General features: G+C 72.3%; 19 protein-coding genes and 1 riboswitch. Of the genes, 3 read left to right on the forward strand and 16 right to left on the reverse strand.

Going from position 1 to position 23536, the window contains the following annotated elements; genetic code table 11:
* Positions 1-54: 54 nt before the first annotated feature.
* On the forward strand, positions 55-1038 hold the full coding sequence (locus tag SD460_RS33775) for an Lrp/AsnC family transcriptional regulator (RefSeq protein ID WP_318307258.1): 984 nt from the start codon (positions 55-57) through the stop codon (positions 1036-1038).
* Here SD460_RS33775 and SD460_RS33780 read toward each other — a convergent pair.
* From SD460_RS33780 to ileS, 9 genes are all read right to left on the reverse strand, one after another.
* A complete protein-coding gene (locus SD460_RS33780; RefSeq protein ID WP_290058523.1) occupies positions 1035-1964 on the reverse strand; it encodes an RluA family pseudouridine synthase in 930 nt (309 codons plus the stop codon). The two genes, SD460_RS33775 and SD460_RS33780, sit on opposite strands and share 4 nt — an antisense overlap.
* Positions 1961-2554: a signal peptidase II gene (lspA, locus tag SD460_RS33785; RefSeq protein WP_438860657.1), complete on the reverse strand. Its 594-nt coding sequence runs from the start codon at positions 2552-2554 to the stop codon at positions 1961-1963. The genes SD460_RS33780 and lspA overlap by 4 nt, the downstream gene beginning before the upstream one ends.
* 77 nt (positions 2555-2631) lie before the next feature.
* The gene (locus SD460_RS33790) at positions 2632-3246 is read right to left on the reverse strand and encodes a hypothetical protein (RefSeq protein WP_290058525.1); all 615 of its coding nucleotides are present in this window, start codon (positions 3244-3246) and stop codon (positions 2632-2634) included.
* A 16-nt stretch (positions 3247-3262) separates the two neighbouring features.
* On the reverse strand, positions 3263-4621 hold the full coding sequence (locus SD460_RS33795; protein WP_290058527.1) for an aminotransferase class V-fold PLP-dependent enzyme: 1359 nt from the start codon (positions 4619-4621) through the stop codon (positions 3263-3265).
* A 39-nt stretch (positions 4622-4660) separates the two neighbouring features.
* Positions 4661-4775, reverse strand: a riboswitch (SAM riboswitch).
* A 73-nt stretch (positions 4776-4848) separates the two neighbouring features.
* Positions 4849-5499, reverse strand: coding sequence for a M23 family metallopeptidase (locus SD460_RS33800; RefSeq protein WP_290058529.1), 651 nt, complete (start codon positions 5497-5499; stop codon positions 4849-4851).
* A 132-nt stretch (positions 5500-5631) separates the two neighbouring features.
* Entirely contained in the window at positions 5632-7110 is a 1479-nt protein-coding gene (locus SD460_RS33805) for a potassium/proton antiporter (RefSeq protein WP_318307259.1), read from the reverse strand.
* A gap of 97 nt (positions 7111-7207) precedes the next feature.
* Positions 7208-7891: an ArsR/SmtB family transcription factor gene (locus SD460_RS33810; RefSeq protein WP_318307260.1), complete on the reverse strand. Its 684-nt coding sequence runs from the start codon at positions 7889-7891 to the stop codon at positions 7208-7210.
* 102 nt (positions 7892-7993) lie between these two features.
* Positions 7994-9616, reverse strand: coding sequence for a penicillin-binding transpeptidase domain-containing protein (locus SD460_RS33815; RefSeq protein ID WP_318307261.1), 1623 nt, complete (start codon positions 9614-9616; stop codon positions 7994-7996).
* A gap of 83 nt (positions 9617-9699) precedes the next feature.
* Positions 9700-12858, reverse strand: a complete 3159-nt coding sequence (gene ileS / locus SD460_RS33820; RefSeq protein WP_290058540.1) for an isoleucine--tRNA ligase — start codon at positions 12856-12858, stop codon at positions 9700-9702.
* Between the two features lie 369 nt (positions 12859-13227).
* Here ileS and SD460_RS33825 point away from each other — a divergent pair, with 369 nt between their 5' ends.
* Together SD460_RS33825 and SD460_RS33830 are read left to right on the forward strand one after the other, a co-directional pair.
* Positions 13228-14997 carry an HSP90 family protein gene (locus tag SD460_RS33825; protein WP_318307262.1) on the forward strand — a complete coding sequence of 590 codons (1770 nt, stop codon included), beginning with the start codon at positions 13228-13230 and terminating at the stop codon, positions 14995-14997.
* Positions 14994-17711: a hypothetical protein gene (locus SD460_RS33830; protein WP_318307263.1), complete on the forward strand. Its 2718-nt coding sequence runs from the start codon at positions 14994-14996 to the stop codon at positions 17709-17711. The genes SD460_RS33825 and SD460_RS33830 overlap by 4 nt, the downstream gene beginning before the upstream one ends.
* A 92-nt stretch (positions 17712-17803) precedes the next feature.
* Here the strand turns inward: SD460_RS33830 and SD460_RS33835 are convergent, their stop codons facing one another.
* From SD460_RS33835 to ftsZ, 7 genes are all read right to left on the reverse strand, one after another.
* On the reverse strand, positions 17804-18463 hold the full coding sequence (locus SD460_RS33835; RefSeq protein WP_290058547.1) for a hypothetical protein: 660 nt from the start codon (positions 18461-18463) through the stop codon (positions 17804-17806).
* Positions 18464-18587: 124 nt separating this feature from the next.
* Complete coding sequence (gene wag31, locus SD460_RS33840; RefSeq protein WP_290058549.1) at positions 18588-19442, reverse strand: DivIVA-like cell division protein Wag31; 855 nt, start codon at positions 19440-19442, stop codon at positions 18588-18590.
* A 52-nt stretch (positions 19443-19494) separates the two neighbouring features.
* Entirely contained in the window at positions 19495-19770 is a 276-nt protein-coding gene (locus tag SD460_RS33845; RefSeq protein ID WP_013224824.1) for a YggT family protein, read from the reverse strand.
* A gap of 115 nt (positions 19771-19885) precedes the next feature.
* Entirely contained in the window at positions 19886-20485 is a 600-nt protein-coding gene (locus tag SD460_RS33850; protein WP_290058551.1) for a cell division protein SepF, read from the reverse strand.
* Between the two features lie 96 nt (positions 20486-20581).
* A complete protein-coding gene (locus SD460_RS33855; protein ID WP_290058553.1) occupies positions 20582-21292 on the reverse strand; it encodes a YggS family pyridoxal phosphate-dependent enzyme in 711 nt (236 codons plus the stop codon).
* Positions 21289-21993, reverse strand: coding sequence for a peptidoglycan editing factor PgeF (pgeF, locus tag SD460_RS33860; protein WP_290058555.1), 705 nt, complete (start codon positions 21991-21993; stop codon positions 21289-21291). Before pgeF ends, SD460_RS33855 begins: the two co-directional genes overlap by 4 nt.
* 78 nt (positions 21994-22071) lie before the next feature.
* Positions 22072-23379, reverse strand: a complete 1308-nt coding sequence (gene ftsZ / locus SD460_RS33865) for a cell division protein FtsZ (RefSeq protein WP_318307264.1) — start codon at positions 23377-23379, stop codon at positions 22072-22074.
* Between the last annotated feature and the right edge of the window lie 157 nt (positions 23380-23536).

Genomic DNA, 23536 nt, shown 5'->3' on the forward strand with positions numbered 1-23536 from the left:
GGGGGCGGACAGCCTTCGGCACGGCCGGACGGGCGAAGCGGTAGCGTTCCGGGAGTGGCCGTGACCGATCCCGTGGATACCCGCCTGCTCGCCGCGCTCGCCGAACTCGGCAAGGCCGCGGTGCACGAGCTCGCGGCCAAGGTCGGCATGGATCCCCGCGAGGTCGCCTACCGGCTGGTCGCCCTGTCCGGCAGCGGGCTCCCCCTGCTCGTCGGCGTCGAGAGCGACCCGCAGGGGTTGCGCGCGGCCATCGCCGGCGCCCCGCCGTCGTGGGCGAACCGGCCGCCGCCGCAGTACCCCGCCGCGCCGCCGTCGCAGCCGATGCCGCAGCAGCCGCCGCCGATGCCGCCCCCGGTCCAGGGCACGCCTTCGGGTCCGTACAACGTCCAGGGCGCGCCTTCAGGGCCCTACAACGTCCAAGGCTCGCCCTCGGGTCCGTACAACGTCCAGGGCACGCCGTCCGGGCGGTACCCGGGCCCGCCGCCGCGCCCGCCGCAGCCGCCGCGCCCGTTCACGCCGCCCGCGCCGCCGCTGGACCCCGCCGTGAGCACGTGGGGACTGCCGCAGACGGCGTCGTGGGCCCGCGGCGACGAGCCGGTCAAGCCGGCCGGGACGGGCAAGCGCGGCCGATCCGGCGAGGTCATGGAGACCCAGGGGCTGGAGGGCGAGCAGCTGTCGGTGCAGCTCCTGGAGGTCCAGGACCCGGCGGACTACCTGTTCAGCGCGGCCGGCTACCGCCTCGAGGACGGTGAACGCGCGGTCGTCGTGCACACCGAGATCACCAACCGCGGGTCGATCCCGTTCGCGTCGCTGCCGGACAACTACCTCGAGCTGCTCGCCGCCGACGGCACCGCGATCGGCAAGGCCCCGGTGTCGCTGACCTCGCGGCCGCCGCACAAGATCGGCGTCAAGCCGGGCGAAACGCTCGGCGGGCACACGGTGTACGTCCTGCCGGACGCCACCCGCGTGGTGGCGGTGCGGTGGAGTCCGCGGCCGGAGCCCGACGAGCGCACGCTGACCTGGACGATCGAGGACTAGTAGCTCTCGTCCCGCAGGATTTCGAGGGCCTTCGCCAGGTCTTCCGGGTACTCGGACTCGAACTCGACCCAGCGGCCGTCCGCCGGGTGGGCGAACGCCAGGGTCTTCGCGTGCAGCCACTGGCGGCTCAGGCCCAGGTGGCGGGCCAGCACCGGGTCCGCGCCGTAGGTCAGGTCGCCGACGCAGGGGTGCCGCAGGGCCGAGAAGTGGACGCGGATCTGGTGCGTGCGCCCGGTTTCGAGCTTGATGTGCGCCAGCGACGCCGCCCGGAACGCCTCGACCACTTCGTAGTGCGTCACGCTCGGGCGGCCGCCCTGGACCACCGCGAACTTGTAGTCGTGGCGGGGGTGGCGGTCGATCGGGGCGTCGATCGTGCCGCGCGTCGGGTCCGGGTGGCCCTGGACGATCGCGTGGTAGCCCTTGTCGACCGTGCGCTCCTTGAACGCCCGCTTCAGCACCGTGTACGCGTGCTCGCTCTTGGCCACCACCATCACGCCGGTCGTGCCCGCGTCGAGCCGGTGCACGACGCCCTGGCGCTCGGCCGCGCCCGACGTCGCGATGCGCAGGCCGGCCGCGGCGAGGCCGCCGACGACGGTCGGGCCGGTCCAGCCCGGGCTCGGGTGCACCGCGACGCCGACCGGCTTCGAGATCACCACGATGTCGTCGTCGTCGTGCAGGATCTTCATGCCTTCGACCGGCTCGGCGACCACCTCGACGGGGTTCGCCGGCTCCGGCAGCGTGATCTCCAGCAGGCCGCCGCCGGAGAGCCGGTCGGACTTGCCCGCGGGACGGCCGTCGAGCAGCACGTCGCCGGCTTCGGCGAGCTCGGCGACGACCGTGCGGGACAGGCCGAGCAGCTTGGCGAGGCCGGCGTCGACCCGCATCCCGTCGAGCCCGTCGGGCACCGGGAGCATCCGCGAGCTCACGCCTGCTCCTCCGGCCCGGTGACCTTCTTCTTGTCCTTGGTCGACGTGCCGTCGTAGTCCTTGCCCAGCAGGGACAGCAGCACGATGAGCGCGCCGCCGACGCAGATCGCCGAGTCGGCGATGTTGAAGATCGCGAAGCCCTTGCCGTTCGGGGCGAACGCCGAGATGAAGTCGACGACGTGGCCCTGCAGGCCGCCGGGCGCGCGGAAGATGCGGTCGGTCAGGTTGCCGGTGGCGCCGGCGAGCACGAGCCCGAGGCCGATCGCCCAGCCGATCGAGCGCAGCCGCCGCGACAGCCAGATGATCGCGATGACGACGGCGAGCGCGACCAGCGCGAGCACCCACGTCATGCCGGTGGCCATCGAGAACGCGGCGCCGGGGTTGCGGATCACCTGCAGGTAGATGAGCCCGCCGAGGATCTTGACCGGCTCCTTGCCCTCCAGGTTGGCGGTGACCAGGTTCTTCGTCACCAGGTCGATCGCCCAGAACACGACGGCGATCGCGAACACCCAGCCGACCCGCCGCTTGGGCAGCAGCGGTTTCGCCGGGACCTCGGGGTTCTCCAGGGCGTCGGCCGCCTGGTCTGGCACCGCTTCTTCGGGCGCGGCGGTGTCGGGTTCGGAACGGCTGGGCTCGGTGCTCACCGGTCCATTGTCCACGGCGCTGGTCAGGCGGTGTCGCGGCGGTGCCGGAGCAGAACGGCGAAGGCGGCGGCGAGCAGCAGGATCGCCGACAGCAGCACGCCGACGAGGTCCGCCGAAAGCACGACGGCGAGCACCGCGAAGCCCGCGGCGGCGCCCAGGACGACCCGGCTGCGCTCATACGCGGCGAGCACCAGCAGGCCGAGGGTGGCCAGCAGCGGGCCGCGCAGCCCGTCCCCGAGCCGGAACTGCCAGGACCCGACCAGGTCGAGCAGCGGGACGGCGAGCAGCGCGGCGACCGCGGCGAGCACGAACCGCCCGGTGCGGGCGGGCCGCAGCGCGAACCAGTACCAGACCGCGGTGCCGGCGAGGACGACGCCGAGCGCGACGAGCCAGGCCGGCCCGTCGGGCAGGCCCGCGCCCGCCGCGTAGTAGGTGTCCTGGGTCAGGAACTGCGGCGCCGGGTAGCCCGTGCCGCCGACGCCGCCGGTGCCGAGTTGCTGCTCCAGCGGGCCGAAGGAGTAGTTCACGGAGTCGCCCTCGGCCGGGCTCCGGCCCAGCAGCAGCCGCACCGCCGCCATGCCGATCAGCGCGAATCCCAGCAGGGCCAGCGGAAACCAGTAGCGCGGTCCTCTCCCCATCGGGCCAGGCTAGCGCTCAGCAGAAGGGCGGGAGCTCCCGCGGGTCGCCGACCGGGGCCCAGCGGCCGTCCACCTTCGCGTACTCCCAGTCCGCCCCGCGCGCGACGATCCGGCGCAGCGCCAGCAGCACGCGGTCGACGTGCTCATCGGTGCTGCCCAGGCCGAGGCTGACGCGGATCGCCTGCTGCCCCTCGCCGCCGGCGACGGCGATGAGGCGCTTGGCCGCGATGTGGGCGCAGAAGGCGCCGTCGCGCACGCCGATGCCGTACTCGGCCGACAGCACCGCCGCGAGCCAGCCCGGGTCGAAGCCGGCGACGGTGAAGCTGACGGTGCCGACGCGGTCGACCGGCGCGTCGAACAGGCGCAGTTCGGCGCAGCCCGGGATGCTTTCGAGCCCCTTGCGCAGCCGGGCGAGCAGGGCCTGTTCGTGCGCGACGACGGCGTCCCAGTCGCGGGACAGGGTCTCGCACGCGACGCCGAGCGCGTACACGCCGACGGTGTTGGGCGAACCGGCTTCGTGGCGCTCCGGCCCGCTGTTCCAGACGACGGCGTCTTCGGTGACGAGCTTGGTCGCCCCGCCGCCGGCGAGGTACGGGCGCGCGGCGCGCAGCCAGTCGGCGCGGCCGATCAGCGCGCCCGCACCGAAGGGCGCGTAGAGCTTGTGACCGGAGATGGCGACGTAGTCGACGTCCAGCTCCCGGATCGAGATCCGGCGGTGCGGCGCCAGTTGCGCGGCGTCGAGGGCGATGCGGGCACCGTGCTTCCGCGCCACGGCGGCGATTTCGGCCACCGGGAGCAGCTCGCCGGTCACGTTGGACGCGCCGGTGACGACCACGAGCCGGGGCCCCTGCGGGGAATCCGCCAGTGCTTCGTCCACAGCGGACACTGCCGCGAGGCGCGTGCGCGGGGTCGGGATCCGCCGGACGTTCGGGCCCTGCCACGGCAGCAGCGCGGCGTGGTGCTCGGTGTCGAAGACGACGACCGTGGTGTTGCGCGGCAGGCTGCGGGCGAGCAGGTTGAAGGAATCGGTGGTGTTGCGGGTGAACACGACGGTGTCGGTCCGGCGGGCGTCCACGAACCGGCGCAGCACGTCGCGGGTGCGCTCGTAGAGCTTGGTGGAGACCTGGGAAGCGAAGCCGGCCCCGCGGTGGACGCTGGCGTACCAGGGCAGGAACTCGTCGACCTTCGCGCGGACGGCGTCGAGGCAGGGGGCGCTCGCCGCGTGGTCGAGGTTGGCGTAGCCGACCGTCCCGCCGGTGACGAGCGGGACCCGCAGCGACGCGCCGGCGACGGTGGGGATGCCTTGCGGGGCAGGGGTTTCGACGGGCGTCGTGCGGCGATCGGCGACGCTGGTGCGGTCGATGGCGAGGGTCATCGGGGTGCCTCCTCGGCGGTCCGGGGGACCCCGGCGAGGGGCCCGCGCTTGCCCGTCGCGGGACGCGACCGGCCCGGTCTTCACCCGGGGCACCCCACCGCGGTAGGAGGGTTGCCGGCCAGCAAGCCGGGGCTTAGCGCTGGCACTCATGACCTGGCACAGAAGGTAACCGACAACGCGTCGTGCGGCCAACCCCCGGCTCACATTCTGAGACGCCGCTCACAACGTCACAGTTTGGCGCGGAACCGCCCCGGCAGCTGCGTCACGGCGTCGTCCGCGAGGTGCGTCGCGGTGCCCTGGTACTGCTCGGCGCCCGCCGTGAACCGCCAGCCGCCCAGGGATTTGCCGTCCACCGGCTCGCCATACGCGGTGGCGAGGGTGGTCGAGACCGCGCCGAACGCGACGCCGTCCCAGTTCGCCGCCGGGGCGTCCGGGAGGGTCCAGAGCGTGAAGTGGACGTGGGCGCCCGTGCTGGAGCCGCCGCACGGGAGCGCGTTGCCGGTCGAACCGAGCACCGCGCCGGGCTCGACGTGCTCACCGTCGGTGACCGCGATGCCCTCCATGTGGTAGTAGCCAGTCCGCCAGCCGCCCGCGTGGTCGATGGTCACCCAGTCGCCGCCGGCGCAGTGCTGGAGGTGGACGGTGCCGGCGAGCGGCGCGCGCACCGTGCGGTCGGCGGGGCTGAAGTCGATGGCGTTCTTCACGCCGGTGCTGCCGTCGTCGGAGTGGATGCCGGCCGAGTAGACCTGCTGGCCCGCCTTGAACGGCAGGGCGAGCGCCGGGAACGGGGCCACTGCGGCGGTCGCGGCCGGCGCGCCGAGCAGTCCGAGAGCGGCGGTGATCGTGGCGGCCACGGCCGCTCGACGCAGTTTCGTCACCCTGTGTGCCCCTTTGGCTCAGGTGTTCACCCATTCGAATGAGCGCACATTAAGCCAAAAGGGGCAGAGAGGGAAGATCAAGTGAGATTTTTGTGAGGCGCTCTGGAGTACGCGATCAGCGAGCCGGCCCCGTCAGTGACCCGACTCGCCCCGCCAGCGGGCCAGGCGCCCGGCCCGGTCGACCGCGCGCAGCCGGCGTTCGACGGCGTCGCGCACCACCGACGTCGTGACCACCAGCAGCTGGTCGTGCTCCTGCAGGCGGCTGGTCTTCTGCGGGGTGAAGCTCGCGCCTTCGCGCACGACCAGGCTGACCGTCGCCCCGACCGGCAGGCGCAGCTCGGACAGGTACACGCCGTGCAGCTTCGACCCGGGCTGGATGCGCACCTGCAGCAGCTCGGCGCCGAGCTCGTCCAGCGGCGCCGAGTCGACCTCGATCTCGTGCGCCTCGGACTTCTTCGCCAGCCCCAGCCAGCGCGCGAGCGGGCCGAGCGTCGCGCCCTGCAGCAGCGTCAGCACGATGACCAGCACGAACACCGCGTCGACCAGCCGCTGGGCGCCCGGCACCCCCTGCGACAGCGGGATCATCGCGAGCACGATCGGCACCGCGCCGCGCAGCCCGGCCCACGACAGGAACGCCTGTTCCCGCCACGGCAGCCGGAACGGCAGCATCGACAGCACGACGGAGATCGGCCGCGCCAGCAGCAGCACGACGGCGCCCGCGACCAAGCCGGGCACGATCGCGTCGAGCAGCCGGCCCGGCGAGGCGAACAGGCCGAGCAGCACGAACAGCCCGATCTGCGCCAGCCAGCCCAGCCCTTCGGCGAAGGACAGCGTGTCCGAGCGGTGCGGCAGCCGCGAATTGCCGAGCACCAGCGCGGCGACGTAGGTGGCGAGCAGCCCGGACGCGTGCAGCAGCTGACCGGACGAATACGCCACGACGCACACCGCGACCGTGGCCAGCGGGTACAGGCCGGTCGCCGGCAGCGCGGCCCGGCGCAGCGCGATCCCGCCCACCCAGCCGAACGCGAGGCCGATGCCCAGGCCCGCCGCGAGTTCGTAGACCGCGAGCAGCGGCAGCGACCAGTCCACAGTGGTGCCTTCGGCCAGCACGACGACGGCGATGTACGCCGGCGCGTCGTTGATGCCCGACTCGAGCTCGAGCGCGCCGGTGAGCCGCTTGCCGATCCCGGCCGTGCGGAGCACGGAGAACACCGCGGCCGCGTCGGTCGAAGCGAGCACCGCGCCCCACAGCAGCGCGATCCGCCAGTCGAGGCCCAGCAGCCAGTGCAGGGCCGCGCCGGTGACCGCGACGCTCACCACGACGGCCACTGTGGACAGTGCGATCCCGATGCCCAGCGCGGGTTTCACCGCCGACCACCGCGTGGTCAGCCCGCCTTCGGCGAGGATCATGACGAGCGCGGCGAGGCCGAGCGACTGGGTCAGCTCGGGGTTGTCGAACCGGATGCCGAAGCCGGCTTCGCCCAGCAGCACGCCCATCGCGAGGTAGAGCAGCAGCGAGGGCAGGCCGAGCCGGATCGAAACCCGCACGGCGAGCACGGAAGCGAGCAGCACCACACCGCCGACGCCGAGCAGCACGGGAAGCTGGTCCATGCCGCCTCCCTCCCGAGTGCCGTGGGGCCCTCAGAATAGTGAAGCGGTCGGGTTAACTCGTTCGTGTACCGCTGCCGGATGCCGGCGACCCGGTGTGTTAAGGACGGCCTAATGTGCCGAGTTCGACCCCGAGCTCGGCGAACGGCGCTCGGGCGGCCGGGAGCACCCTGACCGCGCGGTGCCCGTCGCGGGTCACCCAGCCGGCGTCGACGGCCCGGTCGAGCAGCGCCGCGGGGAGCGCGCCGGCGAGGTGGTCGCGGCGCTCCGTCCAATCGAGACAGTCGCGCAGCAGTGCCCGGCGCCCGGCTTCGACCGGTACGCCGAGCCCGGCCAGCACCTCGCGGCCGCGCCCGGTCAGCGTCAGGCCGTCGGCGGTGTCGACCAGCCCGGTCGCGAGCATGCCGTCGCGGAGGGCGACGCCGAGGACGCCGGCGAGGTGGTCGTAGCAGGTGCGCGCGAAGCCGAGCCGTTTCACCCGAAGCGACGCCTTGAGTCCGGTCACCGGCCGGTGCTCGGCGTGCTGGGCCAGGTGCTCGATCAGCTCGGCCACCCGCGGGTCGGCGATCCGCACGTAGCTGGCCCGGCCCTGCTTGACCCGCGCGACGAAACCGGCGTCGGCCAATCGCGTGACGTGCTCGCTGGCGGTGGAGAGCGCGATCCCGGCCGCTTTCGCAAGCTCCCCGACCGTCCAGGCCCGCCCGTCGAGCAGGACGAGGCATATGGTGGCCCGGCTCGGCTCGGCGAGCACCGCGGCCACCTCGGCGAGGGCGATCGTCTCCATGTCCCCACGGTACGAGCCCCGCAGTTCGGCCCCCGCCGAAGCGTCACTTTCATAGGGAAAGTTCCGCCCCAAGGACCCCGCACTTTCACGTGAAAGTGCGGGTTAGAGCGCTTTCAGGAACTTGGCCGCCAGGGTGACGGCCGGGCCTGAGTCGTTCGAGTTCTCCAGGACCACCGCGAACGCCACCGCGCCTCGGTAGCCCACGAACCAGCCCGTCGCGTTCGAGCCGTCGCCGAACTGGGCTGTGCCCGTCTTGCCCAGCACCGTTCCCGCGCCCGCCGCGGCGCGGCCCGTTCCGCTGGTCACCACCGCGCGCATCAGCTTGCGGACCTCGCCGAGGACCGCCGCGGGCGGGGGCGAGTAGCCCTTGACGACCGTGGTCGGCAGGTCGTGCCACAGCCTCGGGGTGATCGCCTTGCCCGCCGCCACCGTCGCGGCCATCACGGCGCCGCCGAGGGCGCTCGCCTGGATGCGGCCCTGGCCGAAGCCGTCCTCGACCTGCTCGTCCTTGCTCGCCGCGGGCTCGACCTTGCCCAGCTCCGTCTTGATGCCGGGGATGTCGTAGTCGGCGTTGAGGCCGAGTTCGTCCGCGGCCTTCTTCAGCCCGTCCGCCGGGAGCGCCAGCGCGAGCTGGCCGAACGTCGTGTTGCAGGAGCGCGCGAACGCCGTCTGCAGGTTCGTCGCGCCCAGCTCGAAGTCCTCGTTGCGCACCGTGCGCGTGCCGATCGTGGCGACGCCTGGGCAATCAACCGGTGACCCCGCGTTCAGCCCGCTCTGCTGGACCGCCGCGACGGCCGTCGCGATCTTGAACGACGAACCGGGCTCGAACAGTCCGTTGAGGGCCTTCGGGGTGTTCCCGGCGGCCGCGTTCTGCGCGACGGCCAGGATGTCGCCCGACCCCGTGTCCAGCGCGACCAGCATCGCCGAGCCCTGGTAGCCGTTCACCGCGGCCTGCGCGGCGTTCTGCGCGGCCAGGCTCAGGCTCGACACGAGCGGCGGCGCGCCCTCGGCCGCCGCCTTGCCGAACAACGTCTCCGCGACCTTGCCCGCCGTGTCGACGCGCTCGACGGCGAAGCCCGCGCCGGTCGCGGCCGTGACCTGACCGGTGAGCGCCGAGCGCAGCAGCGGCGCCGGGTCGCCGTCCACCGGCCGCACGCCGGCGGCCCCGCTGATGAGCAGCGGCTTGCCGTCGCGGTCGGCGACCGCGGTGCTGTCCTGGGTGGCGGTGCTGACCACCAGGCGCTGCCCCGCCTCCAGCTTCGGGTGCAGCAGCGACGGCGACCAGTGCACGAGCCACTTGCCGCCCGCCAGGTTCAGCTGGAACGGGACGTCGTAGTTCCAGACGCCGCCCTTCAGCGACCACGCCATGGAGAACGTCCCGCCGGTCGACTTCGCCCCGGCCGGCGTCGGCTGCAGCACGGTCAGCTTGGCGACGACCGACTTCGGGTTCAGCGTGTTCCGCGCGTCGCGCAGCGTCACCGCCGCCGCCGCGTTGTCGTCGGTCAGCCGGGCGGCCGCGTCGGGGTTGTTCTCGGACAGGTCCTGCACGTACTCGGTGATCGCCGACTGCGGGTCGAGTGCACCGGGGCTCTCCACCGACGTCGCCCCGGCTTCCGCCGTCGGCGCCGTGCTCCCGCCGTTCAAGACGAAGAACGCCGCCACCACGACCGCGACCACCAGCAGCGCGCCGCCGATCAGGACGCCACGTCTCGCCGCAGGACTCATTCCCGCAATCCCCTCCCCCAAGGAACGCCACCGTCGTGAGTGGCAAGTCGGGTTCTAACCCTACTTGCCACTCACGACCGGCGTCAGGCTTTCGCGACCGCCGCCGTCACCTTCGTGCCGTCGCCGACCGTGCCGGCGAAGCCCTCGCCGACCGGCTCGTACGCCACCGACGTCGCCAGCGTCTCCGAGGCCAGGAACTCCTCGTGCCGCCGCGCCGCCTCGACGACGTCGGCCGGTGCGTCGACGGTCAGCGCGATCCGGTCCGCGACGTCGAGCCCGGCGTCGCGGCGGGCCTGCTGCACGACCCGGACCAGGTCGCGGACGACGCCTTCGGCGGCCAGCTCCGGCGTCACCTCGGTGTCGATCAGGACCAGCCCGGACCCGCCGGGCAGCTCCGCCGCCGCGCCGCCGCTCTTGGCGACCAGCCGCCGGTCGAACTCGCCCTCGTGCAGCGTGATGCCGGCCGCGACCACGGCGCCGCCCCGCAGCGACCAGTCACCCGCCTTGACGGCCTTGATCACCGTCTGGACGTCCTTGCCCAGCCGCGGGCCGGCGGCGCGCGCGTTCACCGCGACCTCGAACCCGCCGTGCGCGGCGACGTCGGTGGTCAGCTCGACCGCCTTGACGTTCACCTCGTCCCGCAGGATGTCGGCGAACGGTGCCAGCGACGAGGCGTCCTCGGCCGCCACGACCAGCGACGACAGCGGCAGCCGCACGCGCAGCTTGTTCGCCTTGCGCAGCGACAGCGCCGACGACGCCACCTGCCGCACCCGGTCCATCGCCGTGACCAGCGCCGCGTCCGCGGGCAAGTCGTTGGCGTTCGGCCAGTCGGTCAGGTGCACCGAGCGGCCGCCGGTGAGCCCGCGCCAGACGACCTCGGTGGTCAGCGGCAGCAGCGGCGCCGCCACCCGCGACGTCACCTCGAGCACGGTGTGCAACGTGTCGATCGCGTCCCGGTCGCCGGCCCAGAAGCGGTCCCGCGAGCGGCGCACGTACCAGTTGGTCAGGACTTCGAGGAAGTCCCGCACGGTCTGGCACGCGCCCGCGACGTCGTAGCTGTCCATCGCGTACTCGACGTCGGTGACCAGCTCGTGCGTCTTCGCCAGGACGTACCGGTCGAGCACGTTCGGCGAATCCGTGCGCCACCGGCCGTCCACGCCCTCGGCGTTCGCGTACAGCGCGAGGAAGTAGTACGAGTTCCACAGCGGCAGCACGGCCTGGCGGACGGCGTCACGGATGCCCTTGTCGGTGACGACGAGGTTGCCGCCGCGCAGGATCGGGCTCGCCATCAGGTACCAGCGCATGGCGTCGGAGCCGTCGCGCTCGAAGACCTCGTTGACGTCCGGGTAGTTGCGCAGCGACTTGGACATCTTCGCGCCGTCGGAGCCGAGCACGATGCCGTGCGCGACGCAGGCGCGGAACGCCGGCCGGTCGAACAACGCCGTCGCGAGCACGTGCAGCAGGTAGAACCAGCCGCGGGTCTGCCCGATGTACTCGACGATGAAGTCGCTCGGGTAGTGGTGCTCGAACCACTCGGCGTTCTCGAACGGGTAGTGCACCTGGGCGTACGGCATGGAGCCCGAGTCGAACCAGACGTCGAGGACGTCCGGCACGCGGCGCATGGTCGACTGGCCGGTCGGGTCGTCCGGGTTCGGCCGGGTCAGCTCGTCGATGTAGGGCCGGTGCAGGTTGTCCAGCCGCACGCCGAAGTCGGCCTCCAGCTCGTCGAGCGAGCCGTAGACGTCGGTGCGCGGGTACTCGGGGTTGTCGGACTGCCACACCGGGATCGGCGTGCCGAAGTAGCGGTTGCGGGAGATCGACCAGTCGATGGCGTTCTCCAGCCACTTCCCGAACTGGCCGTCCTTCACGTTCTCCGGGTACCAGGTGATCTGCTGGTTCAGCTCGACCATCCGGTCCTTGAACTGCGTCACCGCGACGAACCACGACGAGACCGCGCGGTAGATCAGCGGGTTCCGGCAGCGCCAGCAGTGCGGGTAGGAGTGGTCGTAGGTCTCGTGCCGCAGCAGCACGGCACCCTGCTGCCCCGCCGAACCCGTGCCGTTCTTGAGGTCCCGCACGATGTTCGGGTTGGCGTCGAAGACCTGCTGGCCCTCGTAGTCCGGCACGGTCGCGTCGAACTTGCCGTGCGCGTCGACCGGCGTGACCGGCGGGATGCCCGCCGCGTCGGTGACGACCTTGTCGTCGGCGCCGTAGGCCGGGGCGATGTGCACGATCCCGGTGCCGTCGTCGGTGGTGACGTAGTCGGCGGCGAGGACCTGGTGCGCGTTCTCGGTGCCGGTGAAGTACGGGAACGGCGGCGCGTAGCGGGTGCCGAGCAGGTCGGCACCCGTGTAGCGGGCGACGACCGCCGGCTCCTCGCCGAGTTCACGCTCGTACGCCGCGACGCGCGCTTCGGCGAGCAGGAACCGCTTGCCGTCGCTCTCCACGACGACGTAGGACACCTCGGGGTGCACGGCCGTGGCGAGGTTCGACGGCAGCGTCCACGGCGTGGTCGTCCAGATCAGCAGGTAGGTGCCGTCGAGCTCGTTGTCGTTGCCCGCCAACCGGAAGCCGACCGTGACGGCCGGGTCCTGGCGGTTGCGGTAGACGTCGGCGTCCATGCCCAGCTCGTGGTTGGACAGCGGCGTCGCGTCGCGCCAGCAGTACGGCAGGACGCGGTAGCCCTCGTAGACGAGTCCCTTGTCCCACAGGCGTTTGAACGCCCAGAGCACCGACTCCATGTAGGTGACGTCGAGGGTCTTGTAGTCGTTGTCGAAGTCGACCCAGCGCGCCTGGCGCGTGACGTACTCGCGCCACTCGTCGGTGTAGCGCAGCACGGACTCCTGCGAAGCCGCGTTGAACTTCGCGATGCCCATCTCTTCGATCTCGGACGTCTCGGTGATGCCGAGCTGGCGCATCGCCTCGAGCTCGGCGGGCAGGCCGTGGGTGTCCCAGCCGAAGCGGCGCTCGACCTTGCGGCCCTTCATCGTCTGGTAGCGCGGCACCAGGTCCTTGACGTACCCGGTGAGCAGGTGGCCGTAGTGCGGCAGGCCGTTGGCGAAGGGCGGGCCGTCGTAGAAGACGTACTCGTTTTCGCCCTTTTCGCCGGCGGGCCGCGCGTCGATCGTCGCCTGGAACGTCCGGTCGCTCTCCCAGTAGGCGAGGACCTGCTTCTCCAGCGCGGGGAAGGACGGCTGCGACGGGACGCCCGCGCCGTCGTCGAGCTGGGCCTGGGGGTACATCCGGGTGCTCCTCGGTTCGTCGCTCTCGTACGGACGACCGGCTCCCGGTCACCCACACGGGGACGAGACGCCTTGCGGCGTTCCGCGGTACCACCCCGCTTGCCTGTTTTCACAGGCCGCTTCGTTCGACGGCTGTAACGGGCCGCACCCGTCCGGTTCTACTGAGAGCGTGACGCTCGGTTCTTCCGGAGGCTCCCCGGTGATGGCCGGATCGACGCCTTGCTGCCTTCCAGGTTAACCGCTGCGCGCAACCCGGTTGTCAGGAGGGGCACACCGGAAACGAAGGAGCCCGCCGCGGCGATCCCCCGTTAGCATGACCGCGTGCCGCCGAAAGGTCCGCGGCCGGGAACCACGGGGGAAATTTTCACGGTGAGCCGCACTTTTCAGGTGGATCTTCGCGGGGTCGTCGACCTCCTCAGCCGCCACCTCTACTCGAGCCCGCGCGTGTACGTGCGGGAGCTCCTGCAGAACGCCGTCGACGCGGTGACCGCGCGCCGCGCGCGGGAACCCGGTGCGCCCGCGGAGATCGCGGTCGAGGTGGGCGACGGCGTCCTGCGCGTGACCGACACCGGGATCGGGCTGACCGAAGCCCAGGTGCACGAACTGCTCGCGACGATCGGGCGCAGCTCCAAAAGGGACGAACTGGGCTTCCAGCGCCACGAGTTCCTCGGCCAGTTCGGGATCGGGCTGCTGTCGGCCTTCCTCGTCGCCGACGAGGTGCGCGTCGTGACGCGCTCGGCCGGCGGCGGCCCGGCCGTCTCGTGGACCGGCCGGTCCGACGGCACCTACGCCATCTGGCCGGGCGAACGGGACGCGCCGGGCACCACGGTGACCCTCGACGCGCGTCCGGGCGCCGAACCGTGGTTCGTCCCCGCCACGGTCGCCGAACTGGCCACGCTCTACGGCTCGATGCTGCCGTTCGGGATCACCGTCGACGGCGAGCCGGTCACCCAGCCCGTGCCGTGGGCCGCCGACGACCGCACGCCCGGGCAGCGGCAGGCCGACCTGGTCGGCTACGCGCAGGACACCCTGGGCTTCACGCCGTTCGACGTCGTCGAACTGGACGTGCCCGCCGCCGGGCTGACCGGGGTCGCGTACGTGCTCCCGTTCCCGGCCAGCCCGGCCGAGCACGGCGGCCACCGCGTCTACCTCAAGCGGATGCTGCTCGCGGAGAACGCGCCGGGCCTGCTACCGGACTGGGCGTTCTTCGCCCGCTGCGTCGTCGACGCGGGTGAGCTGCGGCCGACGGCCGGCCGGGAAGCGCTTTACGACGACGGCCAGCTGGAGTCGGCGCGCGAGGCGCTGGGCGATCAGCTGCGCGGCTGGCTCGCCGGCCTGGCGCGGACCGCCCCCGACCGGCTGAACCGGTTCCTCGGGATCCACCACCTCGGGGTCAAGGCCCTCGCCCTGCACGACGACGAGATGCTGCGGCTGGTCGAGCAGTGGTGGCCGCTGGAGACCAACGTCGGCCGGATGACCATGGCCGAGTTCCGCGGCCGCTACGGGCTGCTGCGCTACTGCGCCACCGCCGACGAGTTCCAGCAGCTGGCCGGGGTCGCGGCCGCGCAGGACATCGCCGTGATCAACGGCGGCTACACCTACGACAGCGAGCTGGCCGAGCGGATGCGGGCGCTCGAACCGGACCTGCTGGTGACCCGGCTCGACCCGAGCGACCTCACCACCGCGTTCGCCGAGCTCGACAGCGCCACCGCGCTGGCCACCCGGCCGTTCGTCGCGGCCGCGCAGCGCCACCTCGACCGGCTGGGCTGCGAGGTCGTGCTGCGCGAGTTCCAGCCGGCCGGCCTGCCGGTGCTCTACCTGCTGGACCGGGCGGCCGCGTTCGCCGGCGAGCTGCGGGCCACCAAGGAGCAGGTCGACGAGCTGTGGGCGGGGGTGCTCTCGGCGTTCGAGAAGCCCGCCGACGACCGCCCGCAGCTGGTGCTCAACCACCGCAACCCGCTGGTGCGGCGGATCAGCCTGCTCCAGGACGACACGCTGCGCGGGCTGGCCGTCGAGTCGCTCTACGGCCAGGCCCTGCTGTTCGGCAGGCACCCGATCCGGCCGGCCGACGCCGAGCTGCTGAACCGTTCGTTCCTCGGCCTGCTGGAGCAGGCCGTCCCCGAAGAGGAGTCCCGATGACCACCCCCACCGCCGCCGAGCAGGAGGTGTGGGACCGCCTGTGGGCCGCCGAACGGCTGCCGCGCGGCCGCGCCCAGATCGCCGCGCTCGAAGCCGGGCTCCGGGACGCCGACGCGCTCGGCTCGGCCGAACTGCGCTTCGGCGCCCGGATCTTCCTCACCAGCGCCTACCAGCAGGGCGGCGAGCCGGCGAAGGCGTTCGTGCCGTTCGCGTGGTGCCTCGCGGTGCACGACCGCGGCGAAGCCGACCCGCGCTGGACCCACGACCTGCACTGGTACTTCAAGTTCATGGCCGGGTCGATGGCGACGTTCCCGGAGGTGCCGCTCGAGCGGACCCGCGGCGTGCTCGACGACATGGAACGCCGGTACCGCGAGGCCGGGTACTCGATGAACCCGGTGCACCAGTACCGCGCCGTGCTCGCCCGGCACGTCGGCGACCGCGAGACCGCCGCCGAGCAGTACCGGCTGTGGTCGGCCGCGCCCCGCGGTCAGATGTCGGACTGCGTCGGCTGCGAGCCGAGCGACAAGGTCGCGCACCTGAGCTGGCTCGGCCGGTACGCCGAAGCCGCCGAGGTGGCCGAACCGGTGCTGGGCGGCGAGTTCAGCTGCGTCGAGCAGCCGCAGCACATCCTGACCGAGCTGCTGCTCCCCTACGTCCACATCGGACGGTACGACGACGCCGTCCAGGCCCACCGCCGCGCGTACCGGGCGATGCGGCACGACCCGGCGCAGCTGCAGGCGATCGCGACCCACCTCGCGTTCTGCGCGCTGACCGGGAACCACGCCCGCGGGCTCGACCTCGTCGAGCGGCACCTCGGCTGGCTCGAGACGCCGCCGACGCCGTACGCGGAGCAGGAGTTCGCCGCCGCGGCCGCGCTGAACCTGCGGCTGGTGGCCGAGAGCGGCCACGGTGACGCGCCGGTGCGCCGCGCCGTCGGCTCCACCACGGTGGCCGCGCTGCACGACGAACTGGCCGAGCGCGCGCTGGCCGTGGCCGCACGGTTCGACGCGCGCAACGGCACGACCGAGCAGGGCGACCGGATCCGGGCGGTGCTCGCCGCCGAACCGCTCGTCGAGCACCTGCCGCTGTCCGGGGCCGCCGCGCCCGCCCCGGTTCCCGCGCCCGTCCAGGTCTACCCGGACTCGCCCGAGGAGCTGGCCGACCTCGGCGAGCAGGAGGCGCGGCTGGGCCGGTCGCCCGACGCCGTCTGGGCCCGGTTCGACGAGGTGTGCCCGGACCCGGCGGGAACGCTGCGGGCCCGGCGGCTGACCGCGGCGGCGGACGCCGAGGTGCTCGGTGACCCCGAGGCCGCGAGCCGCGGCTTCGCGCACGCGGCCGCGCTGTTCGAGGAAGCCGGCGACGCCGTGGGAGCGGAAGCCGCGCGCGGCAAGGAAATCCTGTTCTCGGCGCTGGCCGGGGACCGCCCGGACGCGGACGGTGAACTCGAAGACTCGGCGGCACGTCTCGCGGCCATCGGCGAGCCCGCCGACCACGCCCGTGCCCTGCTGCGGCTGGCGCTCCTGCGCTTCGCGCGGAACGACTTCGAGGCCACCGCGGAGGTTCTCGACCGGGCCGGCGACCCGGTCCGCGCCACCCCCGAGCTGACGGGGGCGTGGCTGGAGCGCCGGGGGCTGGTGCTGGCGAACCAGGGCGACCTGCCGGGCGCGATCGAGCTCGTGACGGACGCGGCGGCGCGGTACGCGGAGATCGGCTCGCCCGAGCGGGCCGCGAACGCCCGGCTGCTCGGCGTCCAGTTCCGCGCCGGCCTCGGCGACCGGGAAACGGCGTTCGCCGAGACGGCGTCTATCGACCCGGGCACCAACCGGGAGGCCTGGGCCCGGCTGCACCAGCTGCGCGGGCACCTCGCGAACGACCTGGGCCGGGCCGAGGACGCCGCCACCGCCTTCCGGGCGGCCGTCGGCGACTTCACCGCGCTCGGCGCCGACGTCGACGCGGCGGTGACCCGGGTCGAACTCGCGGCCGCGGCCCTGGACGCCGGCCGTCCGGAAGAAGCCGCCGAAGCGATCGAGGACGCCGAAGCGGTCCTGGAGCGGGCCGGCGCCGGCCACGAGTTGGCGCGCGGGCGGTACCTGCTGGCGAAGGCGTGCCAGGAGCTGGGCCGCCTGGTCCAGGCGGTGGAGCTGTTCGGCGCGTCCGCCGAGCACTTCGCGGCGATGGAGAACGAAGCCGCGGCGGGCCAGGTGACGGAGTCCCGCGCGGACCTCCTCGACGGTTTGGACCGGGACGCCGAAGCGGCGGAGGCCTTCACGGCCGCGGCCGAGCGGTTCCAGGCGGCCGGGCTCCCGGCGGAGGAACTGCGCACCCGCCGTCGCGCGGCGCTTTCGTGGCTGTGGGCCGGTGAGCCCGCGCAGGCGGAAGAAGCGCTGGCGGTGGCTGACGCGGTCACGGGCGAGGGCCCGCAGTTCGAGTGGGAAAGCGCACTGGCGGCCTACGACGGCGCCCGCCTGCTGGCCAACCTGGACCGCCCGGCGGAGGCCCTCCCCCGCGCCACGGCGGCGGCGGAAGCCTTGCGCGCCATGGAAGCCGAGGGCCCGGCGGTCGCCGCCGACGTCCTTTGTGGACGCCTGTGGCGCGACCTCGGCAAGGCGGCGGAGGCCCGGGAGGTGCTGACCGCGGCGCTGGCCCGGCTGCCGGAAGAGGCGTCCGGGCAGCGCGCGGACATCGAGGCCCTGCTGGCGGAGCTGGACGGCTGAAAGGTCTTGAATGAGTCATTCGGGGCGTGGGAGGTCCTGAATGACTCATTCAAGACGGCACCGGACCGCCGCCTGAGCTTGCTCGGCTCGGGTCAGCGGTGGGCGGCGACCAGGGTCGCGTCCGGGGCGCAGCGGGAGCAGGGGGTGAAGCCGAGCTGGCGGGCTTCGCCGATGCCGATCGGGATGCGCTCGCGGCTGCCCAGCCAGGTGCAGGTGGTGAGGTGGTAGCGCGGGTGCTCGTCGACGACCACTACCTCGTCCTCGAGGTCCGCCAGGACGGCGACGTCGTCGGCCGGGGTCTTCTCCTCACCCGGCTCGGCTTCGTCCGCCACGGAGGATTTCGCTACGGTGGATTTCGCCACGGGAGATTCCGCGACGGCGGATTCCGCCACGGCGGATTCCTCCGCGGCGGGTTCGGGCTCGGCGGATTCGAGCTCGGGTTCGGGCGTGTCCGCCGGATCCCCCAGTTCGCCCGCCGCCGGGATCAGGGCGGTCTGTTCCGCCTCGGCCGGTTCCCCGTCGGGCTCGGTCTCCCGAGCCGGCTCGGCAGCCGCGGCGCTCTCGGCGACCGGCTCGTCGGTCTCCGGCGCCGCGGAACGGCGACGGCGGCGCAGCCAGTCGGCCACCAGGAGCAGGCCCGCCAGCACGGACAGCGCGATGGAAACCCACGCCCACAACGAAGAAGCGGTGATCAGCGCGGATACGAGCAACCCCAGAGCCGCCAGTACCAGTACCAGCACGATGTAAAGCACGCTGCATTACAACACGAACCGGGCAAGATCGGACCGCGACCCACCCACGTGCCGTACCGGATCGACTCCGAACCGTGGCCTACCCCACCGGCAGGTGCCCGTGGGGTAGGCCCGGAACGAAAACTCAGCCGGCTTCGGCGCGCGGGCCGAACGAGTAGCCCTGGCCGCCGCTGGACGAACCGGACGTCTGGCCGGAGCCCGACGAGGCCGACGCGGGCGCGGCGGAACCGCGGTCGTCGAGCTCGCGCAGCTGGGACTCGAGGAACCCGCGCAGCCTCGTGCGGTACTCCCGCTCGATCGTGCGCAGCTCCTCGATCTTCTTGCCCAGCCCGCTCTTCTCGGAGTTCAGGCTGTTCATCGTCTCGGTGTACTTGCGCTGCGACTCGCGCTCCAGCGTCGTCGCCTTGTCGCGCGCCTGGCGCTCCAAGGTCTCCGCCCGGGTCCGCGCGTCGTTCAGCATCGTGTCGACGCGGGTCCGCGCCTCGTTCACCATCGAGTCGGACTTCGCCCGGGCGTCCGAAAGCAGCTGCTCGGACTTGGTGCGGGCCTCGGCCAGCATCCCGTCGGACTCGGTCTTCGCCTCGGCGGTCAGCCGGTCGGCCATCTCCTGGGCGAGACCCAGGACCTTGGCCGCCTGCACGTTCGGCTCCGTGCTGTCGCCGACCATCGAGTGCGCCTGCGTCTGCTCCATGGCCGACTGCGGCGGCGGCACGGGGGCCAGCCGGCGCGACGGCTCTTCACGCATCGGGGGGGCGCCGACGTTCGCCTTGGCGTTCTCGAGCTCCCCACGGGTCGACTCGAGTTCCGCGTCGAGCTGCTCCATCTGCTGGCGCAGCTCGTTGTTGTCTTCGATCAAGCGGGCCAGCTCGGTCTCCACCAGGTCGAGGAACGCGTCCACCTCGTCCTCGTTGTAGCCCCTCTTGCCGATGGGCGGCTTGCTGAACGCAACGTTATGCACGTCAGCGGGGGTCAACGACATCAGATCACCTCACGCACTCCATGGCCTGCAGGGTCCACCCAAGTTTCCCCGATCAACTTGGAGTCGCCAGTTGCATCGCGAAGAACACAACCAACAGCAGCACCATAATCGACAAGTCCAGTCCGACGCCGCCGATCCGGACCATCGGAATGATCCTTCTGAACAACCGGACCGGCGGGTCCGTCACTGTGTAGATGGTCTCGAGCGTCACCGCAACCCCTCCGGCCGGATGCCACTCACGCGCGAACGTGCGGACGAGTTCGACCACGATCCGCGCCGTCAGCAGCAGCCAGAAGGCGAACAGCACGTACCAGACGACCAGCCACACAGCTTCCACGTACCTACTCTAACCGGGCGTCCGGTCCCAAGACGCAGTTGAGGGGGTCGACGCCGCATCGAGTCGACAAAATCACGTCTGCTTGCGCTCAGCGGTCCGCGCGACTTCAGCCCCGCAAAAACAATCCCCCCTCGGCGATCCGCCGGCGGTCTTCGGCGGTCACGTCCACATCGGGCGGTGAGAGAAGGAACACCTTGTTGGTGACCTTGTCCATCGACCCGCGCAGCGCGAACGCCAGCCCGGCGGCGAAGTCGACGAGCCGCTTCGCGTCCGCGTTCTCCATCTCGGTGAGGTTCATGATCACCGGGATGCCTTCGCGGTAGTGCTCCCCGATCGCCCGCGCTTCCGCGTAGCTCGTCGGGTGCAGGGTCGTGATCCGGCTCAACGGGTCACGCACCGGCTGGCGCACGACCGGCTCGGTGACCGGTCGCAACCGCGCGACGGGCTCCGGCTGCCGGTCCATCGCGAGCGCACCGTGGACGGCCGGCTCCGAAGCTGCCACGGAGCGTGACCGGCTGCGGCTGACGGGCTCGTCGTACGTGTCGTCGACGTCGCGGTAGCGTGAGCGCGACGACCGGGGAGCAGGCTCCTCGTAGGAGTCGTACTCGTCGTCGTAGCCGCGCCGGTAGTCGTCCTCGGCGTCGTAACCGTCGTCGTCAGCAGGCACCATCCCGAAGTAGGCCTTCAGCTTCTGCAGCGCGCTCATGCCTCTCCCTAGCCCTAGCCGCTCCCGCACCAACGTGTTCCACGCCGTCAGTGCCCCGCCCGGGCGACCACTAAACGTGACGACCGCGCGAGCTCCCTACGGCGAGGCTAAACCGCGTCCACCGAGCAACGCGGTTCCGACACGCACACAGGTCGAGCCGTGCGTGATCGCCTGCTCGAGATCATGGCTCATCCCGGCGGACACGTCTGCGGCATTCGGGTGATCTTTGCGGAGCGCCTCCCCCGCGCGAGCGAGGCGTTCGAAGGCCGCCGAGGGGTCGGCGCCGAGCGGGGCGACGGCCATCAGCCCACGAAGCCGCAGTTCACCCATGTGGGTTACATGCTCGGCGAGGGCGCCCAGGTCGCCGAGGGGGCAGCCCCCGCGCTCGGGGTCGTCGTCGAGGCTGACCTGGATCAGCACGTCGAGGGGTTCGTCACGTATCTGGGCGTCCTGAGCCGCACGCACCGCCTTGGCGAGCGCGTCGGCCAGCCGGGCGGAATCGAGGGACTGGACTTCGTGGGCCCACCCGATCACGGAGCGTGCCTTGTTGCGCTGGAGCCGGCCGACCATGTGCCAGCGCAGCCCCGGCACTTCGGCAGCTTTCGGGCCGGCGTCCTGGTCGCGGTTCTCACCGACGTCGGTGACGCCGAGCTCGGCCAGCAGCGCGACGTCGGACGCGGGGAAGGTCTTCGTGACCGCGATCAGCTTGACCTCGTCGCGGGCGCGCCCGGCCGCACGGCAGGCGGCCGCGATCCGCGCTTCGACCTCGGCGAGGTTCGCGGCCAGCTCGGCCTTGCGGCCGGTCATGCCTCGATCCAGGTGATGCCCGCGATCCGCCCGGTCGTGCCGTCGCGGCGGTAGCTGAACAGCGTCTTGTCCTCGTTCGTGCACCGCGGGTCGACGCCGATCTTGCCGACGCCCAGGTCGGCGAGCTGGCGCCAGAGCCCGGCGCGCAGGTCGAGGCCGGGCGTTCCCTTGCGGGTCTTGCACGCGCTGCCGGGGACGTGCTTCTCGACGTCGGCGGCCATTTCGGCGGGGACCTCGTAGCAGTCGCCGCAGATGGCCGGGCCGAGCAGGGCTTCGATCCGGCCGGTCTCGGCACCCGCCTCCCGCATCGCGGCCACCGCCGCCGGGACGACGCCCACGCGCGTGCCGACGCGGCCCGCGTGCACCGCCGAAACCACGCCGGCCTCGGCGTCGGCCAGCAGGATGGGCACGCAGTCGGCGACCAGCACGACGAGCGCGACCCCCGGGGTCGCGGTCACCAGCGCGTCGGTCGCCTCGGCGGCTTGGGTCTCCGTGCCGTCCACAGTGGTCGCCGTGCGGCCGTGGACCTGCTCCATCCACGCCAGCTTGTCCTCGGCCAGGCCCAGCTCGGCCGCGAGGCGCTTGCGGTTGGCGTAGACGTTCCCCTCGTCGTCGCCGACGTGGTCCCCCAGGTTGAACGTGTCGTACGGGGGCCGCGACGCGCCGCCCGCCCTGGTCGTCACCACTCGCCGAACCCGCATACCTGCATCCTCCCAAACGCCGTGAAGGCCTCCTTACCGGCCTTAAGAGCCGGTAAGGAGGCCTTCACGGACCAGTGACTAGCGCCGCATGAACGGCGGGACGTCGACCTCGTCGTCCGACGGGTCGTCGTGGACCGGCATCGCGCGCCCGGGCAGGCTGCCCTGGGTCGGGTTGGAGCCGATCGGCGAGTAGCCGCGCGAGCCGCCGCCGGGCTGCGGGAGACCGCCGGACGGCTGTCCGCCGGTCGCCGACGGCAGCGGCGAGTGCGACCGCGGCGGCGCCACCGGGTAGCCGGAGCCGCCCGCGGACGGCACCGGGGTGGCGCCCGGCTGCGAGGACGGCGGGTTCGAGACCTGGCCGGCCGAGGCCGACGCGGTCGTCGACGACTGGCGCGAGCCGGAGCCGAAGGTCGACGGGTCGAGCTTCTTGTGCGTCGGCGCGCCGGCGTCGAACCCGGCCGCGATCACCGTGACGCGGACCTCGTCGCCGAGGGAGTCGTCGATGATCGTGCCGAAGATGATGTTGGCGTCCGGGTGCGCGGACTCCTGCACCAGCGACGCGGCCTCGTTGATCTCGAACAGGCCCAGGTCCGAACCACCCGCGATCGAAAGCAGCGCGCCGTGCGCACCGTCCATGGAGGCCTCGAGGAGCGGCGAGTTGATCGCCTTCTCGGCCGCCTGGATGGCCCTGCCTTCACCGCGTGCGGACCCTATTCCCATCAACGCCGAGCCCGCGCCGGACATCACGCTCTTGACGTCGGCGAAGTCGAGGTTGATCAGGCCCGGGGTGGTGATCAGGTCGGTGATGCCCTGGACACCGGACAGCAGCACCTCGTCCGCGGAGCGGAACGCGTCCATCAGCGAGACGCCGATGTCGCCGAGCTGCAGCAGGCGGTCGTTCGGGATCACGATGAGGGTGTCGCACTCGTTGCGCAGCGACTGGATGCCGTCCTCGGCCTGCTTGCCGCGGCGCTTGCCCTCGAAGGTGAACGGGCGCGTCACGACGCCGATGGTCAGCGCGCCCAGCTTGCGGGCGATCTGCGCCACGACCGGGGCGCCACCGGTGCCGGTGCCGCCGCCTTCGCCGGCCGTCACGAACACCATGTCGGCGCCCTTGATGACCTCTTCGATCTCTTCACGGTGGTCTTCGGCGGCCTTCTGGCCGACCTCGGGGGCGGCGCCCGCGCCGAGGCCCCGGGTGAGTTCGCGGCCGATGTCCAGCTTGACGTCGGCGTCGGACATGAGCAGTGCCTGGGCGTCGGTGTTCACCGCGATGAACTCGACACCCTTGAGGCCGACCTCGATCATGCGGTTCACGGCGTTCACGCCGCCACCGCCGATGCCGACCACCTTGATCACCGCAAGGTAGTTGTGCGGGGGCGTCATCGAAGTCCGCCTTCCTGATCGTTGTGCCCGTACAGCCCGCCGGCCGGTGATCGACTCTCACCCTGAACCGCAGAGTGAGAGTTATGTCAACTGCCGACGTTAGGCAGGACGGTAGGCACCAGGCAGCCTCTAATCCAGTAGGCACGCCGTGTGTCGC

The sequence above is a fragment of the Amycolatopsis solani genome (assembly GCF_033441515.1).
In the GTDB taxonomy this organism is placed as follows: Bacteria; Actinomycetota; Actinomycetes; order Mycobacteriales; family Pseudonocardiaceae; genus Amycolatopsis; species Amycolatopsis solani.

Bases quoted from the DNA above. Each gene is read 5' to 3' on its own strand.
- SD460_RS33790 (WP_290058525.1), bottom strand. From the start codon at position 3,246: ATGGGGAGAGGACCGCGCTACTGGTTTCCGCTGGCCCTGCTGGGATTC.
- SD460_RS33795 (WP_290058527.1), bottom strand. From the start codon at position 4,621: ATGACCCTCGCCATCGACCGCACCAGCGTCGCCGATCGCCGCACGACG.
- SD460_RS33805 (WP_318307259.1), bottom strand. From the start codon at position 7,110: ATGGACCAGCTTCCCGTGCTGCTCGGCGTCGGCGGTGTGGTGCTGCTC.
- SD460_RS33810 (WP_318307260.1), bottom strand. From the start codon at position 7,891: ATGGAGACGATCGCCCTCGCCGAGGTGGCCGCGGTGCTCGCCGAGCCG.
- SD460_RS33815 (WP_318307261.1), bottom strand. From the start codon at position 9,616: ATGAGTCCTGCGGCGAGACGTGGCGTCCTGATCGGCGGCGCGCTGCTG.
- ileS (WP_290058540.1), bottom strand. From the start codon at position 12,858: ATGTACCCCCAGGCCCAGCTCGACGACGGCGCGGGCGTCCCGTCGCAG.
- SD460_RS33830 (WP_318307263.1), top strand. From the start codon at position 14,994: ATGACCACCCCCACCGCCGCCGAGCAGGAGGTGTGGGACCGCCTGTGG.
- wag31 (WP_290058549.1), bottom strand. From the start codon at position 19,442: ATGTCGTTGACCCCCGCTGACGTGCATAACGTTGCGTTCAGCAAGCCG.
- SD460_RS33850 (WP_290058551.1), bottom strand. From the start codon at position 20,485: ATGAGCGCGCTGCAGAAGCTGAAGGCCTACTTCGGGATGGTGCCTGCT.
- SD460_RS33855 (WP_290058553.1), bottom strand. From the start codon at position 21,292: ATGACCGGCCGCAAGGCCGAGCTGGCCGCGAACCTCGCCGAGGTCGAA.
- pgeF (WP_290058555.1), bottom strand. From the start codon at position 21,993: ATGCGGGTTCGGCGAGTGGTGACGACCAGGGCGGGCGGCGCGTCGCGG.
- ftsZ (WP_318307264.1), bottom strand. From the start codon at position 23,379: ATGACGCCCCCGCACAACTACCTTGCGGTGATCAAGGTGGTCGGCATC.